Annotated in this window: 13 protein-coding genes; 6 read left to right on the top strand and 7 right to left on the bottom strand. The window is 70.5% G+C overall.

The window, feature by feature from the left end:
* Window positions 1-8 precede the first annotated feature (8 nt).
* The 3 genes from PSH03_RS03225 (at window position 9) to PSH03_RS03215 (ending at window position 5629) form a co-directional block, all read left to right on the top strand.
* Window positions 9-1490, top strand: a complete 1482-nt coding sequence (locus PSH03_RS03225) for an aminopeptidase P family protein (protein WP_210786422.1) — start codon at window positions 9-11, stop codon at window positions 1488-1490.
* 344 nt (window positions 1491-1834) lie between these two features.
* Entirely contained in the window at window positions 1835-3703 is a 1869-nt protein-coding gene (locus PSH03_RS03220; protein WP_238688202.1) for a right-handed parallel beta-helix repeat-containing protein, read from the top strand.
* 294 nt (window positions 3704-3997) lie between these two features.
* Window positions 3998-5629, top strand: a complete 1632-nt coding sequence (locus PSH03_RS03215; protein WP_238688201.1) for a hypothetical protein — start codon at window positions 3998-4000, stop codon at window positions 5627-5629.
* Between the two features lie 68 nt (window positions 5630-5697).
* Here the strand turns inward: PSH03_RS03215 and pulA are convergent, their stop codons facing one another.
* The 5 genes from pulA to PSH03_RS03190 form a co-directional block, all read right to left on the bottom strand.
* Window positions 5698-11193: a pullulanase-type alpha-1,6-glucosidase gene (gene pulA / locus PSH03_RS03210; RefSeq protein ID WP_238688200.1), complete on the bottom strand. Its 5496-nt coding sequence runs from the start codon at window positions 11191-11193 to the stop codon at window positions 5698-5700.
* Window positions 11194-11303: 110 nt separating this feature from the next.
* Window positions 11304-11987, bottom strand: coding sequence for a cellulose binding domain-containing protein (locus tag PSH03_RS03205; protein WP_238688199.1), 684 nt, complete (start codon window positions 11985-11987; stop codon window positions 11304-11306).
* Between the two features lie 226 nt (window positions 11988-12213).
* A complete protein-coding gene (locus PSH03_RS03200) occupies window positions 12214-12888 on the bottom strand; it encodes a cellulose binding domain-containing protein (protein ID WP_210786427.1) in 675 nt (224 codons plus the stop codon).
* Window positions 12889-12985: 97 nt separating this feature from the next.
* Window positions 12986-13375 (bottom strand): DUF6841 family protein, encoded by a 390-nt coding sequence (locus tag PSH03_RS03195; protein WP_210786428.1) that lies wholly within the window; start codon window positions 13373-13375, stop codon window positions 12986-12988.
* A gap of 37 nt (window positions 13376-13412) precedes the next feature.
* The gene (locus tag PSH03_RS03190; RefSeq protein WP_238688198.1) at window positions 13413-14273 is read right to left on the bottom strand and encodes a hypothetical protein; all 861 of its coding nucleotides are present in this window, start codon (window positions 14271-14273) and stop codon (window positions 13413-13415) included.
* 19 nt (window positions 14274-14292) lie between these two features.
* Between PSH03_RS03190 and PSH03_RS03185 the strand changes: the two genes are divergently transcribed.
* The 3 genes from PSH03_RS03185 to PSH03_RS03175 all read left to right on the top strand — a co-directional run bounded on the left by PSH03_RS03185 (window position 14293) and on the right by PSH03_RS03175 (window position 16526).
* Window positions 14293-14481: a hypothetical protein gene (locus tag PSH03_RS03185; RefSeq protein WP_210786436.1), complete on the top strand. Its 189-nt coding sequence runs from the start codon at window positions 14293-14295 to the stop codon at window positions 14479-14481.
* 65 nt (window positions 14482-14546) lie between these two features.
* The gene (locus PSH03_RS03180; protein WP_238688197.1) at window positions 14547-15269 is read left to right on the top strand and encodes an alpha/beta hydrolase; all 723 of its coding nucleotides are present in this window, start codon (window positions 14547-14549) and stop codon (window positions 15267-15269) included.
* A gap of 141 nt (window positions 15270-15410) precedes the next feature.
* A complete protein-coding gene (locus PSH03_RS03175) occupies window positions 15411-16526 on the top strand; it encodes an FUSC family protein (RefSeq protein ID WP_238688196.1) in 1116 nt (371 codons plus the stop codon).
* A gap of 4 nt (window positions 16527-16530) precedes the next feature.
* Here the strand turns inward: PSH03_RS03175 and PSH03_RS03170 are convergent, their stop codons facing one another.
* Together PSH03_RS03170 and PSH03_RS03165 are read right to left on the bottom strand one after the other, a co-directional pair.
* Window positions 16531-17475 (bottom strand): hypothetical protein, encoded by a 945-nt coding sequence (locus tag PSH03_RS03170; protein WP_238688195.1) that lies wholly within the window; start codon window positions 17473-17475, stop codon window positions 16531-16533.
* Window positions 17472-17957 carry a hypothetical protein gene (locus PSH03_RS03165; protein ID WP_238688194.1) on the bottom strand — a complete coding sequence of 162 codons (486 nt, stop codon included), beginning with the start codon at window positions 17955-17957 and terminating at the stop codon, window positions 17472-17474. The genes PSH03_RS03170 and PSH03_RS03165 overlap by 4 nt, the downstream gene beginning before the upstream one ends.
* Window positions 17958-17959: the final 2 nt, after the last annotated feature.

The following is a 17959-nucleotide window of genomic DNA, read 5'->3' as shown; positions in this document are numbered from 1 at the left end:
GCGGCGCAATGACCGAGGGACAGACCGACGGTACGCCGACGGACGGTACGGAATCGCACGATCCGGACTTCCCGGAGGCGTTCCTGTCCTTCATGCGGCAGGGCTGGAGCGACACCGCGCTCCCCGTGACGCCCCGCCCGGAGACGCCCAACTACGCCAAGCGGCGGGCGGCCCTCTCGGCGGCCTTCCCCGGCGAGACGCTGGTGATCCCCACCGGCACCGAGAAGGTCCGGGCCAACGACACCGACTACCCGTTCCGGCCGGGCAGCGACTTCGCCTACCTGACCGGCGACCACGACGCCGACAGCGTCCTGGTGCTGCGCCCGAACGGCTCGGGGCACGACGCGACGCTGTACATGCGGCCCCGGTCCTCCCGGGAGACCGACGAGTTCTTCCGCAGCCGCAACGGCGAGTTGTGGGTGGGCCGGCGGCACACCCTCGGCGAGAAGTCGACCGAGCTGGGCCTGCCCACCGCCGACCTGACCGGTCTGGAGGCGACGCTCGCCGACCTGGCTCCGGGGCGTACCCGGGTGTTGCGCGGTTTCGACGCCCAGGTGGACGCCGCCGTCCGCTCCTACGACGGGCCCCGCACCGAGGGCCAGCCGGCCCGGGACCGTGAGCTGGCCATCGCCATCTCGGAGATGAAGCTGGTCAAGGACGAGTGGGAGATCGGCCAACTCCAGGACGCGATCGACGCCACAGTACGTGGCTTCGAGGACGTCGCCCGGATCCTGCCGGCCGACCGGGCGGTCTCCGAGCGGCTGCTGGAGGGCGTCTTCGCGCTGCGGGCCCGCCACGACGGCAACGACGTCGGGTACGGCTCGATCGTCGGTGCCGGCGAGCACGCCACGATCCTGCACTGGGTGCACAACCACGGCGCCACCCGACCGGGTGACCTGCTGCTGATGGACATGGGTGTCGAGGGCCGCAACCTCTACACCGCCGACGTCACCCGGGTCCTGCCGGTGAGTGGCCGGTTCACCGCGCTACAACGCCAGGTCTACGACATCGTGTACGCCTCGCAGCAGGCCGGGATCGAGGCCATCCGTCCCGGGGTGAAGTTCAAGGACGTCCACCTGACCTGCATGCGGGTGCTCGCCGAGGGCCTGTCCGAGCTGGGTCTGCTGCCGGTGAGCGTGGACGAGGCGATGGACGAGAAGTCGACCGTCTACCGGCGGTGGACGCTGCACGGCTTCGGCCACATGCTCGGCATCGACGTGCACGACTGCTCCAACGCCCGTAAGGAGACGTACCGCGACGGCGCGCTGGGCGAGGGCTACGTGCTCACCGTCGAGCCTGGTCTGTACTTCCAGCCGGAGGACGAGCTGGTCCCCGCCGAGCTGCGCGGTGTGGGCATTCGGATCGAGGACGACGTGCTGGTCACCGCGACCGGCGCGGTCAACCTGTCGGCTGGGCTGCCCCGCACCTCCGACGAGGTGGAGACCTGGCTGGCCGAGCAGCGCGAAGCCGGCCCCCGCCTGCCCGGCTGAGCCGGCTGTCTGCAGGGGCTGGTGGATCAATCCCCCGCCCCTGGCCCGTCCACCCCTGGCCCGCCCGCCCCTTCTTGAGGGCTGGCGGCCAGGGGTTTCTGTTGTGATCCACCCGGGGGCCGGCAGCGATCGGTACCTGCGCTGCACGGACCCTTTCCACCGGCCCGGACCGGTTGGCCGCCCTCACCTGACCTGCGCCGAATGCGTGGTTGTCTCGGATAAGTCCGCATCGCGAAGATGGTTCTCATACGGTGTGGATCAGAGGCTACAACCCATTTGTAGCTGGTCGTGGCGCCTCGGGCGGTGCGATCCCGTCTGGTAGCAGGAAAGGGCGGAAGGCTCTGATGTCCAACGACGTAACGAGTACCGACGGCGGGGCCTCGACAGCTCCGCCAACACGGCGAAGGCGGGCGCTCTGGGTCGCCGGCGTGGCCGGGCTGACCGGCGTGGTCGGCCTGGCGGCTCTCGGCGGCGTCGCCGCTCGGGACGACAAGCCGAAGTCCGACCAGGTGTCGGACGCGCAGCCGTCGACCAACCGACAGAACGTCAGCGACGACGGCGGCGCGGACAAGGGCGGCGCAAAGGACGACGGCGGTCAGGACGACGAGTGGAGCGGCGACGACTGGAGCGGCTTCGACGACCACTCCGGCAAGGATGGCAAGGACCGCAAGGACGGCAAGCACGACGAGAAGGACCGCACGAAACAGGTCCCGTGCGACACCGACAAGCTGATCCAGGCGATCACGTTCGCCAACAACGAGGACGGCGGCGTGCTGGAACTGGCCAGGGGATGCACCTACACCCTGACCCGCAACCAGGAGGGCAACGGCCTCCCGGTGATCACCGAGCACATCACCCTCAAGGGTGAGCACACCACCATCGGCCGCGAAGCCACTGCCGACTACTTCCGCATCCTCAACGTCGGCGCGGGCGGGCACCTCACTCTCAAGGGCCTGAGCATCAGGGGTGGCCAGACCCTTCAGTTCCCGATGACCGCCGACCCGGCGACGGTCTGGGCGCCGTACTCGACAGTGGCCAAGCCGGCGGCCGCGACCACACCCGGCGCCAAGCCGGCAGCGGCAGCAGCAACGAAGCCCGCAGCTACCGCTGCCAAGCCGGTCGCCAAGCCCGCCGTCGAGGCCAGCGCCAAGGCGGCGCCAAACAAGGCAGCGCCCGCCAAGGCCACCGCCAAAGCAGCACCAGCCAAGGCCCCGGCGGCAGCGACCAAGGCCGCGCCGACGGCCACCAAGGCCGCCGCCGCCACGCCGGCAGCCGCCAAGCCGGTAGCCGCAGCGGCGAAGCCGGTGGGTGCCGGTACGGCGGTAGTGCCGCTGGTCGAGCAGCCTGGGTTCACTGACGGCGCCGGGGTGCTGGTGCAGCCCGGTGGTCGCGCGGAGATCCTGGACAGCGAGTTGCTCTACAACCAGTCCGGTGGCAACGGCGGCGGGCTGGCCAACTTCGGCAGCACCAGGCTCAGCAAGACAACGGTTGCGCACAACACCGCCTTCTTCTTCGGCGGCGGCATCTTCAACGCCGGCGTACTCCAGGTCGACGAGTCGAAGATCAAGGACAACACCGGGATCATCGGCGGCGGTGGCATCTCCAACGGCGCTGCCGACATCTTCACCGAGGACGTCGACGGCGGCTCGGTCTGGGTCTACAAGAGCGAGATCACCGACAACGAGACACTCGGCTTCGGCGGCGGCGTCCTGGATGTCGAGGGCACCACGACGTTGCACCAGACGACGGTCAGTGACAACACCGCGGTGCTCGACGGTGGTGGCGTCGCGGTGGCGGACAGCCAGCTCACCCTCAAGGACGCCACGGTGGTCAAGAACAGCGCCGCTCGCGATGGTGGCGGCCTGGCGGTGACCTTCGACAGCGTCGCGACGGTCGAGAACAGCAGGATCAACGACAACACCGCCGGCTTCTCCGGCGCCGGCCTCTTCAACGACGACAGCGTCACCACGCTGCGCGACAGCGAGGTGGTGGGCAACCGGGCCGTCGGTCCGTTCGGCCGTGGCGGCGGCATCCTCAACACCGAGGGCAGCGAGGTCACGCTCCAGCGGACGAAGGTGGCGCACAACTTCTCCACCCTTGAGCCGGGGGGCATCTTCAACAGCCTCGGCGGCCAAGTGACGCTGGACGACGAGTCCGCCGTCACCGCCAATCGCCCGACCAACTGCTTCAACGTTTTGGACTGCTTCGCCTGATCGGGTGGGGCTGAACCACATAGAAGAGGGCGCGCCCTTCCGAGCCGTGACCGGCTCGGAGGGGCGTACCCATTTGGGCAGGTCAGGAGCGTGCAGGCCGGCTTGGGTGGCCCTGTGTCGGTCCGGCCCCCGCTGGGGGCAACATGAACCGAATGTGGGCTTCTCTCGGATAAGCCCGCGAGGCGAGGAACCTTCTCATACGGTGGTTTTGGGAGCTACAACCGATTTGTAGCAGGGGACGCCCGTCTGACGGCGGCGACCCTGTCTGGTACGAGGAGAGGGCAGAGAGCTCCGATGTCCAACTACCTAACGAACAACGAAGCCTCCGGGCGGGCGACGGCCAAGAGCCGCCGCAAGCTCTGGCTCGCCAGTGGCGTGGCCGGTTTGACGGGCGTGATCAGTCTCGCGGCGGTGGGCGTCGCGGGCAGCGCCGGAGCGGTCGGCTTGAACTGGAACACCGCGCAGGTCAGCAAGGACGGCGACCAGCGGGGTGACGAGGGACGCGACTGGGACAAGGACAAGAACCGGGACGACAAGGACCGGGACAAGGACCACGAGCGCGGGAAGGAGGTGCCCTGCGACACCGACAAGCTGATTCAGGCGATCGTGTTCGCCAACAACAAGCACGGCGGTGTGCTGGAGCTGGCCAAGGGCTGCACCTACAACCTGACCCGCAACGACTACGAGGGCAACGGCCTGCCGGTCATCACCGAACGGATCACGCTCAAGGGCGAGCACACCACGATCTCTCGGGAAGCCACGGCGGACTACTTCCGCATCCTCAACGTCGGCGCCGGTGGTCACCTCACCATCAAGGGCCTGACCATCAAGGGCGGGCAGACCCTCGAACTGGAGAACGGCGTGGAGCCGGCCGCGGTCTGGGCTGCCTACTCGGACTCCGAGGCGCTCGCCGCGCAGGTGAAGGCGGGCACCCCGTTGGCCCAGGCGCTCACCGCGCGGCAGGCCAACCCGAAGGCGGGCCTGAAGGCCGCGCCGAAGGTCACCCCGAAGGCCACGCCGGGCGTCGTCACGCCGCTCGTCGAGCAGCCGGAGGAGAACGACGGCGCCGGAATCCTGGTTCAGCCGGGTGGCACCGCCGAGATCCTGGAGTCCGAGGTCGTCCTGAACCAGTCGGGCGGCAACGGTGGTGGTGTGGCCAACTTCGGCACCACGAAGATCTGGCACAGCACCGTCACCCGTAACACCGCCTTCTTCTTCGGTGGCGGCGTCTTCAACGCCGGGCTGCTCAAGGTCGAGGAGTCGAAGATCAAGGACAACACCGCCGTCATCGGTGGTGGCGGTATCTCCAACGGTGCCGCGGAGATCTTCACCGACGACGTCAACGGCGGAACGGTCGAGCTCAAGAAGGCCGAGATCACCGACAACGAGACGCTCGGCTTCGGTGGCGGTTACCTCGACATCGAGGGCAACACCACGGCGTACGAGACCAAGTTCGTCTCGAACACCGCGGTTCTCGCCGGTGGCGGTATCGCTGCGGCGGACAGCCAGCTGAACCTGCACCACGTCACTGTGGAGCGCAACAGCACCGCCGGTGTCGGTGGCGGTGTGGCCATCGCCTTCGACAGCGTGGCCACCTTCGAGAAGAGCAGCATCAAGGACAACACCGCCGGCTTCTTCGGCGGCGGGCTCTTCAACGCCGGCAGCATCACCACGCTGCGCGACAGCGAGGTTGTCGGCAACCGGGCCGTGGGCCCGATCGGGGTCGGCGGCGGCATCTTCAACATCTTCGGCGAGGTCAACCTGTCGAAGACGAAGGTCGCCCACAACTTCTCCACCTTCGAGCCGGGCGGTGTCTTCAGCTTCTTCGGAGACGTGAACGTGGACGACAAGTCCGCCATCACCGCGAACCGTCCGACCAACTGCCTGGCCATCCCGGGCGGCACGATCGACAACTGCTTCGCCTGATCGATCACGTAGCACCAGCACAACGGACCGGCCCCCTTCCGCGAGACGCGGAGGGGGGCCGGTTCATGTCACTTCTGGACGAAGACCGCCACGCTGCGCGCCGGTACCGTGAACGTGCCGGCCGCCGGGTCGAACGAGGCGGTACGCAACACCGGGTCGGCCGAGTCGACAAGCACCGGGTGCGGTGCCACGTCCGCTCCGCGCAGTCCGGTCACCGTCTGGTCGGCCGCCGACGGGGTGCTGTTGAAGACGACGGTCAGCGACTTCCACGGCCCGCCCAGCCCACCGGCGTCCAGGGTCATGGTCAGCACACCCGGCGTCTCCTGCGCGCCGGACAGCGGGAACGCCACCCTCCGCTGTACCTGCTCGGCGGTGGCCAGCCCGAACACCGGCGACGACGCCCGGATGCGCAGCAACTCGGCGTACCGGGCGTCGGTCGTGTTGATCGCCGCGCAGTCCGGCACCAGCGCCGGGTCGGCCAGCAGCGGCTTCGCGTACGACCACTTGTCCTCGTTGTCGGGCGTGGGCGGCAGACCGGCGCCGAACCCGTTGCCCCGTTCACAGCCCCAGCGGATCTGGTTGAACCAGTCACCGGAGTTGTACGAGTTGCGGTCCAACGACTTCGACCGCAGCCGCTCGGTGCCGGCGGTGACGAACCCGGTGCCCTGTCCCAACACCACGGTGCCCAGCGCAAGCACCTGCATCCGTGAGCGGTCCGCCGCCGTCGTGGCCTGCGGCAGTTTGTACGCCAGCGCGTCGTACAGGATCTCGTTGTCGTGCGCGTCGGCGTAGGTGACGGCCTCGCCCGGCGCGGCGGTGTAGCCGGCCGGGGAGCCGTTGTAGTCCACCTGCGCCCCGGTGACCTCACGCCCGGCGGTGTCGGTGAACCGGTAGCCGCGCAGGTTGCCGGTGAGCCCCACCTTGATCAGGTCGTGGGCGTGCAGGAGCCGGGCCTTCTGCTCGGCCGGTGACCCGTTGACCGCGTCGCCGTTCGGGTCGGTGTAGAGCCCGGAGGCGAAACCCTGCACCCGGGGGTTGGCGTCGAACGGTCCGCCGCCACGCACCGCGTCGCGCAGCCGGTCGTTGAAGGTGCCGATGCCGGTGCCGGCCATGTTGGCCTGGGTGGCCTGGACGAAACGGGCGTCGTTGGCAACCTCGCCGAAGTTCCAGCCCTCGCCGTAGAGCATGATCGCCTTGCCGTCGACGCCGTCGCGGGCGACGGTGAGCCGGTCCAGTGCCGCCCGGACGGCCAGGATGTTCGCCTTCGGGTGGTGGCCCATCAGGTCGAAGCGGAAGCCGTCCACCTTGTACTGCCGGGCCCAGGTGACCAGCGAGTCGACCACCAGTTTGCCCATCATGGCGTGCTCCGGGGCGGTGTTGGCGCAGCAGGTGGAGTTGGCCACGGTGCCGTCCTCCAGCAGCCGGTGGTAATAGCCGGGCACGATCTGGTCGAGCACCGACTTCGCGTCGGTGCCGGCCGCCGACGTGTGGTTGTAGACCACGTCCATGACCACCCGCAGCCCGGCGTCGTTCACCCCGGCGACCATGCGCCGGAACTCGGTGGTCCGCGCCGCGCCGACCGGGTCGACGGCGTAACCGCCCTCGGGCACCGTGTAGTGCAGCGGGTCGTACCCCCAGTTGTAGCCGTCGGTTTCGGCGACCGCCGCCACGCACCTCTGCTGCTCGGCCGAGTCCGGCGGCAGCGCCGCCAGGTCGCAGGCCGGCTCGCGCTGGTCGGCCCGCTTCTCCGGGATCGTCGCGAAGTCGAATGCCGGCAGCAGGTGCAGGTGGGTGACCCCGGCGTCGCCGAGCGCCCGCAGGTGGGTCATGCCGGCGGTCTTCGGATCGGTGAACGCGAGGAAGGTCCCCCGCCGCTCGGCCGACACCGTGTCGTCGGCGATGGAGAAGTCCCGCACGGACAGCTCGGTGATCTGCGCCTTCGCGGCCGGCACCGGTGCCGGTTTGCGCAGCGTGCGCCACCCGGGGGGTGCCAGCGCCGGATCGTTCAGGTCGACGAGCTGGCTGTGCGTGGAGTCCGCGGCGAGGGCCACCGAGTACGGGTCGGTCACCGACGCGGTGACCACCTTCTGCGCCGCCGGCTGCCACGCCCGCACCTCGTACCGGTAGAACTTGCCGGTCCAGGTGTGGTCGCCGCGCACCGACCAGACGCCGGTGCGGTCGTCGCGGCGCATCGGCACCGTCTTCGGTGCGGCGGTGGGCGAGTCGAACAGGTGCAGGCGCACGCTGTGGGCGGTCGGCGCCCACAGCGCGAGGCTCGGCGTCCGCCCCGCGAACGTGGGCCCGAGGGTGGCGTCGGTCGCCCGGGAGTAGACGTCGTCGAGCACGCCGGGGATCTGCACGCCGGTCGCGGCGAGCAGCGCACCCTCGGCGTCGCGCTCGGTGACCAGCAGCTGCCCCCGCAACGCCGCCGGGACCTTGGCCAGGTCCGCCCGGTCCAGGGCGAAGCTACGGTACGACCACAGGTGCGGGAACCTGTCGCGTTGGGCCTCGGTGAGCCCGTTGCGCTGCGCCCGCAGCGGCAACGTGGTGTACGTGCCGGTCAGCTCGCCGTCGACCACGCTGACCCCGCCGGTGGGGGCGGTGACCAGCGCGTACGTCTTGCCGTCGGTCGGCGGGGTCTGCCAGGCGACTGTGGACCGGTCGATCCAGTGCGCCTTCTGCTTGGCGATGTCGGTGTCTCCGCTGGCGGTGGTGGCCGTCGACGGCAGCAGGCGCCCCGGCGTGGCGGCGAGCAGCCACACCTCCCGGCCGGCGCTGGCGAAGTCGAGCCGCTGGTCGTCGGGCAGGTCCTTGGTGTCGCCCTGGTGGATGATGTAGTTCAGGCCGGTGGCGCCGGCCGCCAGCGGCACCCGGAACACCGCCCCGAACGCGTCAGTCCTTGTGGGCTTCAGCGGCGCGGACCACTCGGTCGGGTTGGCCGCACCGTCCCACACGTGCAGGCCCCAGCCGTCGTAGTTGCCGTCGGCCCGCCGGTAGTGGAGCACGGCGGTGCCCTCCTCGACCGGCGGCTCCGGTTCACCGACGGCCGCCTGCCTGCTCGGGTAGATCGCCGGGTCGCCCTGCTTGAGCCAGATCTCGCCGGTCTCGGTGACGTCGATGCTGCGGTCCTGGGCGACGTCCTTGGTGCCAGCCTTGTCGACAACCAGGAAGTTCACCGACGTCGCGCCCGGCTTGAGTTTCACCCAGGCGAACCGGCCGTAGGAGTCCTCCCCGGCGAACGGCTGCCCCTTCGGCCACTCGGTGACGTACGCGGGGTCGATGTCTCCCCAGGCGTACAGCCCCCAGTCGTCGTACCCCCCGGCCGGGCGCTGGTAGTGCACCACCGCCCATTCCCGGGAGCTGCCCTGCGCCGGGGTCCCCACGGCGGCGGTGGACCGGGCGGTGGCGGTACGGCCCCGGCCGTCGCGGACCACCGCCTTGTACTCGACACGGGTGCCGCCGGCCAGGCCGGTCAGGTCGTGCTGCACTGTGTACGGGGCGTGGTCGGCGCTGCCCAGCAGCGTCCACCGGCCGCCGGCCACCCGCGCCGCGACGGTGACGGTCGCCAGCGGGTCGCCGGTCACCCGGGCGGTGACCGCCGCGCGGGTGGCGACCGCCGCGTCCGGAACCGGGCTGGTGATGGTGATGGTCGGCTTGTCGGCCGCTGGTGCGATGGGTTTGCCGGCCCGGTACACCGCCGCCGACAGCGGCGCCACGGTCAGGGTCAGTTCGCCGTCACCGCTGGCCTTCGCGTCGCCCGAGCCGCCGTAGATGCCGGTGAAGGTGGCGCCGGCCGACCAGGTGTCCACTGTGACAGTCTGCGCGGTGTCGGCGTTGTTCACGGCCACCACGTACTCGGTGCGGTCGGCAGGGGCGATCCGGGAGGCGGCGAAGACGCCCGGCCCGTCGGCCGCGTACCGGGTGACCTGCACGCCGTCGCGCAACGCCGGATGGGCCTGGCGCAGCCGGCCCAGGTCGGCGATGGTCCGGTACAGCGGGTGGGTCGGGTCGAACTGGTCGCTGGAGTGCGTGCGGTCGGTGCCGAGCAGGTCGTCGTCGAGGTAGTCGGGAACCTTCGACGCGAACATGTCCTGGCGGGCGTCCTTGTCCCCACCCGGGCCGGTGAAGCCCTGTTCGTCGCCGGAGTAGACCACCGGCTGACCACGGGTCAGGAACATCAACTGGTGCGCGAGCTGGTCACGACGCAGGTGGCTGGCCGGGTCGCTGCCACCACCGGCGATGAACGATCCGATCCGGCCCATGTCGTGGTTGCCGAGGAAGGTGGTCAACCGGCCCGCGTCGGTGTCCCGGGCCGCGTAGAGGTCGTCGCGGGCGTACACGTCGGCGAGCGCCTTCGCGGAGCCGGCGCCGGCGGTGAAGCCCCGCGCGGCCTCCTGGAAGGCGAAGTCGAGGGTGGCCGGCAGGCCACCCTGGCGGACGTAGCTGGAGCTGATCTCCGGGTCGGCGCTGTACACCTCGCCGAACATGAAGAAGTCCTTCTTGCCGGCCTTCTCCGCGGCCCGCTCGATGCCCTGGCTGAACTGCGGCCAGAAGTCCATGTTGACGTGCTTCACGGTGTCCAGTCGGAAGCCGTCGACGCCGGTCGCGCCGATCCAGTCCCCGTACGCCTTGGTCAGGCCCCGGACCACCTCGGGACGCTCGGTCCACAGGTCGTCGAGGCCGAAGAAGTCGCCGTACTCGCTGTTCTCGCCGGCGAAGGTGGAGTCACCCCGGTTGTGGTACAAGGTGGCGTCGTTCAGCCAGGCCGGGACCTTGACGCTCGCGTCCTTCGGTTCGGCGAACGTCGGCGTGTACGGGAAGGACTCCTTGTCGACCGGCGGGAACGCCCGGGAGCCGTCGGCGTAGTTGCGGTCCTCGAACGCCCGGCCCTGCGCGTCGGTGTACGGCGCTGTCGCCTTGTCCACGTACGCGTACTTGTCCTCGGCGTACTTGATCACGTCGGCGGTGTGGTTGACGATCACGTCGAGGTAGATCTTGAGGCCGCGCTGGTGGGCGAGTTTGACCAGTCGCTTCATCTCTTCCATGGTGCCGAAGTGCGGGTCCACCTGGGTGAAGTCGGTGATCCAGTAACCGTGGTAGCCGGCCGAGATGTCGTTGCCGGCACCCTGCACCGGCCGGTTCTTGAAGATCGGGGCGAGCCAGATGGCGGTGGTGCCCATCCCCTGGATGTAGTCCAACTTGTCGATGACGCCCTTGAGGTCGCCGCCGTGGTAGAAGCCCTTGTCGGTCGGGTCGAGGCCGGTCCGCAGCCGGTCGCCGGTGAGGCCGCCCCGGTCGTTGCGGGGGTCTCCGTTGGCGAACCGGTCCGGCAGGACGAAGTAGAACTGCTCGGCTCGGGCGGAGTTGCCGCCGGCCTTCAGCAGCGCCTCGGCGGTGGGTTCGGCACGCCACTGGGTCGCGCCGCCGATCGCGAGTGTGGCGCCGTCGGACGGCCGGGGGCCCGCGGCGGCGGGGTTCACGGCGACCGGAGCGCCGACGAGCGTGACGGTGAGCAGGGAGGCAAGGGCCAGCAGGGCAGTGCGCGGTATCGGCGGGGGTTTCATCGACGCCTTCCTCTGGTCGCTGATTGGCCGCACGCTAACCCTTGCCGAAACATTCTGCAATACCTTGCAAACATGGTCGCAACACAGCAGCATCCTTGCGGAAGCGTCGCTCAGAGTCCGTTGCAGGGGAACCCGTCCACACTGCACTCCCGTGGTGTGTGGAACGCCCGCTCCATGTGGAACCGAAACGACACCGAACCGCCGGGCGACACGTCGACCCCGCTGACGTACGTGAAGCCGTCGTCGGACTGACGGATCGTCCCCTGTGGGACGCCCTCCACCCAGGCGGTCACCAGCCGTCCACCGGAGAACTCCAACCGCACCGTCCAACCACGGCTCCGGGTGGACGTGTTGACCATCGCCACCTCGCCGATGAAACCGCCGTCGAAGCTCTGCACCACCCGGTACCGCCCGGTCATCGCCGGCTGCCCCGGCGCCGCCCGACTCGGCGACCGCGTCGCCGACGGCCTCCCGATCGGACCGCCAGTCGGGTCGGCCGACGGTGACCCGGACCCGGCCGCGGCGCTCGGCGGCAGCCCGCTCGCACGGCCGGATACCCCTGGCAGCACCGGCGCTGGAGACGGCACCGGGGTGGGCACGCTCGGCGCCACCACTGCGGACGGCACCGGCAGTGCCGGCGGTTGCGCGCCGTCCGGCGCAGGGCTACGTCCCCGGTACGCGCCCAGGGCCACGATGAGCAGGACCACCATCACGACGACACCGGCGCCGACCACGATCCAGGGCGACGTGGCGATCGCCACCGGACCGTGTGGCGGGCGCGGAACACGGCGCATGCCGGACATGTACCTCCTTCAGCGGACCGTCCGCGCAGCGTAGCGATCGGCGGCCCGACCCGGAAAGCCTTGGCGGCGCGGCGGTCCAGCGGCGCGGCGTTCTAGCGGTGCAACGGTTTAGCGGTGCGGCGGTCTAGTGGTGCGGGCGGTGCGGCGGTCTAGCGGTGCGGGCGGTGCGGCGGTCTAGCGGTGCGGGCGGTCGGCGGTCTGGCGGCGGAGTGCTGGCTCAGCCGATCCGGCAGGCGACCCCGTTGACAGTGCACTTGGCCGGTCGCTGCGCCGAGTCACCCCAGCCGACGCGCAGCCGCACCGTCCGCGAGTCACCCGCATCCAGCGAACGGGTGCCGCGCAACACGAACTCCCCGTGCCCGCGCCCCCGCACCGAGACGCCCGAGTCATCACTTACTCGCAGAGTCCACGTGTCGTCGTCGAACACCAGCTCCACCTGCCAGTCCATCGACCGACTCGACTCGTTGGCGATCGCCAGCACCGCCGCTTCCCCGTCCCAGCCGTTCGAACCGACCTCGTACCGGGCGCTGACAGTGTCGTCCGCCGACGGCGCCATCAGGACGCCCGTCCGCCCGGGAGTCGGCGAGCCGGTGACGCTGGCCCGCGGTGACGGCGTCCGACTACTGCGCGACGGTCGCGGCGACACCGAGCGTCGCTCCACAGCGGCCGGAGTCGGCCCACCGGTGGCCGACGCGGCGGCCGGCACGGTCGGCAGGAACGCCGGAGGCGCAGCCTGCGGCGGCGCGTCCCGCTCCCTGGTCCGAAACGACAACAGCGCGATCACCAGGAGCACCACCAGCGCGCACACACCGAGCAGCACCACGATCCACGGCACCGACACCAACAGCCGCGCCGCCCGCGAATCTGCCGCACCGTCCGGCCGCACCGCCATCAGGTCTCCCCTCGTCCCCACCGACGCGACAGCGTAGCCAGCGCCGCCCGGACCGGAAACCGGGCGGGTACGGATCGGGCCGACCGGCCCCCGTCGGTCAGCCCGTCCGGACGACAGTGCAGATCAGTGGTCCGTCGTCCGAGATGCGCAGCAGGTACCGGTACCGCTCCCCCGGCACCTGCCGCCCCCGACTGTCCAGGAACTCCCACTCCACCGCCACCATCGTCAACAGCGCGGACACCGGCTGCACGTCGTCGATCCGGGCGTGGGCCGCCACCAACTCCCGGTCCTGATAGTCGGGTGCGGCGCCCACGAAGGACAGCGCCACCGCCGCCGCGGACGTGAACGAGAAGCTGTAGGTGTCGGCCACCACCAGCCCCGGCAGGGCGTAGCAGCCGGCGATGGCCGGCAGGTCGCCGGAGGTCAACGCCACGCCGTACCGGTCGAAGAAGTCGGCCAACGTGTCAAGATCCGTGGAGGCGTTCACGGTCACAGCAATTGCCGGTCACCGCACGGGTCAAACCTCAGCGCGGCGGTACCTGAACCTCGATCTCGGAACCCAACCGGGCGTCGGCGGCCAGACCCAGGTCGTCCCCGCTCCAGAACCGCCCCGGGTCATACCAGTTCGGACGCCGACCCGCCGGCAGCAACCCCATCGCCTCATAGGTCACCGCCACCACCTCGGCGCAGTACGCCGTCTCCAGCGCCCGGTCCCGCTCCCCCGCCGATCGGGCCGAGCTGACCGGGCCGGAGGGGTTGGCGCGGTCGGCCGGGGTGGGGCGGTCGGCCGGGGTGGCGCGGTCGGCCGGGGTGGGGCGGTCGGCCGGGGTGGGGCGGTCGGCCGGGGTGGGGCGGTCGGCCTGGTCGGCTGGGTCAGGGCGAGGTGTCGGCTGGCCGAGGCGTGACAGCGCCGACAGCCGACCGAGGTGCGGCAGCGCGGGAAGCCGGCCGGGGCGCGGCAGCGCCGGCACCCGACCCCGCACCCAGCGCCACGCCAACTGGGCGGTCGACGGGAACGGCGTGCCGTCCAACCGCGCGATCGTCCGCAGGACAGCCCGCTCCATCTCCGCGTCGGCCGGCGGGTCGAGCTGCCGCAGCCAGGCCCGTTGGCCGTACCGATTGGCCCAGACGCAGACCGCGTCCCGCAGGTCGTGCAGCTGGACGCCGCGTTGGTGGCCGCCCGACCACAGGTCCGGCAACGACCTGCCCAACTCCGCGTGCCACATCAACGGCGGCATGTCGTCCAGCACCACCGCCATCCCGACGTGGTTCACCGGGCTGTTGGTGGTGAACTGGATCGCCCGGTCCGGCACGCTGCGACCCCGGAACACCCACACGTCACCGGTGCGGGTCAACTCGACGGCCTCATCCAGGCTGATGCTCATGAGGGACTAGCCTAGGCCGATGCGGCAACGAATGCGGTGGTGGAAGGTTCTCGGGCTGGCCGGGCTCGCCGGCGTCGCGGCCTCCGGTGTGGTCATCGCGCGGGCCGAACGGCGTCGGCGCGCGTACACCCCCGAAGAGATCCGGCGGCGGCTGCTGGAGCGGCACGCCCAGGCCGGCGACGCCGCGAAACCCGGCGATCCGACCTGATCCACGGTCCTCTGTAGATCATCGTTGGGGCAGCCGGGCAGGTTGATGATCGATACGATGAGGCAATGACGACGCCCGTCGCACAACGGCCCTTCGTCCTGTCCACCCCGGCCGCGCCGGTCGAGCGACACGGCAACGTCGACCTGCACCTGCCCACCCACACCGGTCCTTCGCCGGCCGTCGTGGTGGTGCACGGCGCTCCGCTGCCACCCGACGCGCCCGACCCCCGCGACTGGTTGCTCTACCGCGGCTACGGCGCGCTGCTCGCCGCGAGCGGCGTGGTCGGCGCGCTGGTCAGCTACCAGGTGTCCGACCTGTCGGCGCTGCCCGCCGCAGCCGACGACATCGCGGCGATGGTCGAGCAGGTCCGCGCCGATCCGCGAGTCGACCCCGAGCGGGTGGTGCTGTGGTTCTTCTCCGGCGGTGGCCTCTTCGCGGCCGATTGGCTGCGCGTCCCGCCGCCATGGCTACGCGGGATCGCACTGACGTACCCGCTGCTCGTCCCGTTCCCCGGCTGGGAGGTCGACGCCCGGTTCCTGCCAGTCGAGGCACTCAGCTCCGGCACGGGCGTGCCACTGGTGCTGACCCGCGCCGGCCAGGACATCCCGCCGGTCCTGGCCGGCATCGACGCGTTCCTCCCCGCAGCGACCGCCCAGGGCTGGCCGATGCGGATGATCGAGGTGCCGGACGGCCAGCACTCCTTCGACATTCTCAACCACGGCCCGCAATCCGAGGCAGCCGTCCTGGCGGCCCGCGACGCGGTCCTGGAGTTGCTCGGCGCCGGCTGACCCACTGCGCCGGCCGAATACCCCTCCGCGCGCGGAGGCGCAGGCTTCCGTCGGTGCCGCATCAGATTGGGGATCTCTCGCACCCGACGTTCGCCGTCGTACGACGATCGTGAGAGAGCCGGTCGATGGCGGGGGTGAGAGGTGCGCAGCAGACGTCGGGGTGCCCGACCGGCGGAGAGTGCGCTGCGCGAGGGCCGGGAGGCCTACGAACGGCTTCGCACCTACCTCATCCTCGCGGTGCAGGCGGGGGTGGCCGCCGGGTTGGCCTGGTTCGTCGCCAGCGACGTGCTGCACAATCCGCAGCCGCTGTTCGCACCCGCCGCCGCGGTCGGCACCATCGCGGCGGCCGTCGGTAATCGGGCCCGTCGAACTCTCGAACTTCTCGCCGGGGTGTTCCTGGGAGTGCTGGTCGGAAACGGGATCATACGGTTCATCGGGGCGGGACCGATACAGACCGGTGTGGTCGTGGCACTGGCCATCTCGGCGGCAGCCGTCTTTCGCGGCACCGGAGCCGTCATGGTGCAGGCGGGAAGCACCGCCGTCCTGCTCGGCACGGTGTCTCCGGACCGGCCGGACCTGGCCGTGCCCCGCACGGCGAATGCGCTGGTCGGTGTGGCGGTGGCCATCGTGGTGGCCTTGCTGATTCTGCCGCTCAATCCGGTGCGGATCGTGCGCCGCGCCGCTGGTCCGACAGTCGATGCCATCGCCCGGGAGATGACAGCCATCGCCAGTGCGCTGTCTCACCACGACGTGCGGCAGGCCGAGGATGCCCTACAGCGACTGCGTGCGGCAGAGGCGCAGCGACGAAACACGGCCGACGTGGTCGCCGCAGCATGCGAAGTCGCAATTCTTTCACCCTGGCGGCGGAGACGGCTGGGCATCATGCGTCGGTACGCGCGGGCGGCCGAGCACCTTGAACTCGCCTACACCAGCAGCCGCGAGATGGTGCAGTGGGCGGTGTCGGCACTACACGCCCGGGAGACGCTGCCGGCCGGCCTCTCCACGGCGATCGAGCACTTCGGCCAGGCGTTCAGGCTCCTGCATCGTGACTTCCTGGCCGGACGGGAGCCGGACCGCGCGCGGGAGCGAGCGCTACAGGTGATCAGTGACATCAACGAGGCATGCGCCGAGGGTGTCGGGTCCTCCGGGGCTGTCGTCGTCTCGCAACTGCGCGTTGTCGTCAGTCAACTGCTCCAGATCTCCGGGCTCCCTCAGCCGGAGGCGAACCAGCAGGCCGGTTTGAACGCCGACGTGTGAGCGTTCAGGGCAGCGGGCCGTCGGTCTCCGCCGTCCGGCTGAGGCGGTCCCGGATCAGCGCGAGCACGGTGTCGGTGGTCCGGTCGAGGTGGCTGCGCCCGTCGGGCAGGCGAGCCTCCGGAGCGATGTAGCTGCGGGGACCGATGTGCGTGGCAGGGTCGAGCCGGTGCACGGTGATCTTGCCTTCGCGGTCGGCCCGGTTCCATCCGCTCCAGCGGAACAGCCGCCACCGCTGCGGGAAGATCCAGGTGCCGACTCGCTCGATCCAGTCGCCGGCACTGGTGAGCTGGTAGAGGTGCTGGGCGTGGGTGATGTCGTTGGCACCGTTGTGGAACCCGCCGAGAGTGATCAGCCAGAGCGGGGTACGCAGTTCGGACCACAGTTCGTTCACCGCACCGCTGGCGACCTGGGCGCCACCGCTGTAGCTGAGCAGTACCACGGGTATACCGCTGTCCGGCCGGTAGCCGGCGACCTGGAGTTCGGTGGCGATCTGCGCACCGACGGCGCGGTTGTAGAGGGGGCGGTAGCGGCGGTCGGCGGCGACGAAGATCTGCATCACGTTGTGCAGGAACAGCAGCAGCCCGACGCGGCGGCGCACCCAGGTCCAGACCGGCCGGTCGGCGAGCGGCACGGCCAGCGGGGAGTAGGGCTGCACCTGGCCCAGCACCCGCAGCTCCGGCGCTCGATTGATCAGGGCCTTGACCAGTCGGCCACCATCGCGGGTGTCGTGGAAACGGCGCTTCCCGATGCCGTCGAGATAGACCAGGTAGGCGTCCGGAGGGCGGTCTGGATCCGCCCCGCGGGCGTAGGACATGCCCTCGGGGCGGGAGATGGTGGGTGTGCGCCAGCCTGCGGCGTAGACCAGCACCTCGTAGCGGGCCAGCAGGGCCTCGGCGATCAGCACCAGTCCCAGCCCTCCGAGCAGCACCAGGAGCGCCAGTCCGATCACGCGACTGACTCCGGTGCTCGTCTGGTGTTGAGCTTCACGACGAGGCGGCGGACGGCCTCGACGGAGACGCCGAGCCCGACTCCCGCGACCGCTACGCAGCCGGCGGCCTCCCACCATCCGACTCCGGCCGCCGTGGCGAGTGCACCGGCGAGGCCGGCGCCCACTCCCACCATGAGCAACAGGTGCAACAGTGGCCCAAGAAGCGGGAACGCGAGGACCCCGGCAAGCACCAGCGGAGCAGCCAGCCGTGGTGTCCAGATCAGTGCGTCGGACGGTGCGGTGGGCAGCACCAGACCGGCAACGGCCCACGCGGACAGCGGCCAGAGCGCGAACACCGCGCCGTCAACGATCGCGCCCGCCAGCAACAGGCTGACCACTCTCACGTGCGACACGCCGGACAGGCGTGCCACCACCGGCAGGAGACGCCCGGCGGCTTCGGACAGCCCGGCGACAAGCAGCAGGATGGCGACGACGGAAGACATCG

The sequence above is a fragment of the Micromonospora salmantinae genome (assembly GCF_022230905.1).
Taxonomy (GTDB): Bacteria; Actinomycetota; Actinomycetes; order Mycobacteriales; family Micromonosporaceae; genus Micromonospora; species Micromonospora salmantinae.
Note: the sequence above shows the minus strand (reverse complement) of the source record. Positions and strands in the feature narration are given on the sequence as shown.

What these genes read in the sequence shown, in the direction of transcription:
- PSH03_RS03225 (WP_210786422.1), top strand. Translation starts at nt 9, where the DNA reads ATGACCGAGGGACAGACCGACGGTACGCCGACGGACGGTACGGAATCG.
- PSH03_RS03220 (WP_238688202.1), top strand. Translation starts at nt 1,835, where the DNA reads ATGTCCAACGACGTAACGAGTACCGACGGCGGGGCCTCGACAGCTCCG.
- PSH03_RS03215 (WP_238688201.1), top strand. Translation starts at nt 3,998, where the DNA reads ATGTCCAACTACCTAACGAACAACGAAGCCTCCGGGCGGGCGACGGCC.
- pulA (WP_238688200.1), bottom strand. Translation starts at nt 11,193, where the DNA reads ATGAAACCCCCGCCGATACCGCGCACTGCCCTGCTGGCCCTTGCCTCC.
- PSH03_RS03205 (WP_238688199.1), bottom strand. Translation starts at nt 11,987, where the DNA reads ATGCGCCGTGTTCCGCGCCCGCCACACGGTCCGGTGGCGATCGCCACG.
- PSH03_RS03200 (WP_210786427.1), bottom strand. Translation starts at nt 12,888, where the DNA reads ATGGCGGTGCGGCCGGACGGTGCGGCAGATTCGCGGGCGGCGCGGCTG.
- PSH03_RS03190 (WP_238688198.1), bottom strand. Translation starts at nt 14,273, where the DNA reads ATGAGCATCAGCCTGGATGAGGCCGTCGAGTTGACCCGCACCGGTGAC.
- PSH03_RS03185 (WP_210786436.1), top strand. Translation starts at nt 14,293, where the DNA reads ATGCGGCAACGAATGCGGTGGTGGAAGGTTCTCGGGCTGGCCGGGCTC.
- PSH03_RS03180 (WP_238688197.1), top strand. Translation starts at nt 14,547, where the DNA reads ATGACGACGCCCGTCGCACAACGGCCCTTCGTCCTGTCCACCCCGGCC.
- PSH03_RS03165 (WP_238688194.1), bottom strand. Translation starts at nt 17,957, where the DNA reads ATGTCTTCCGTCGTCGCCATCCTGCTGCTTGTCGCCGGGCTGTCCGAA.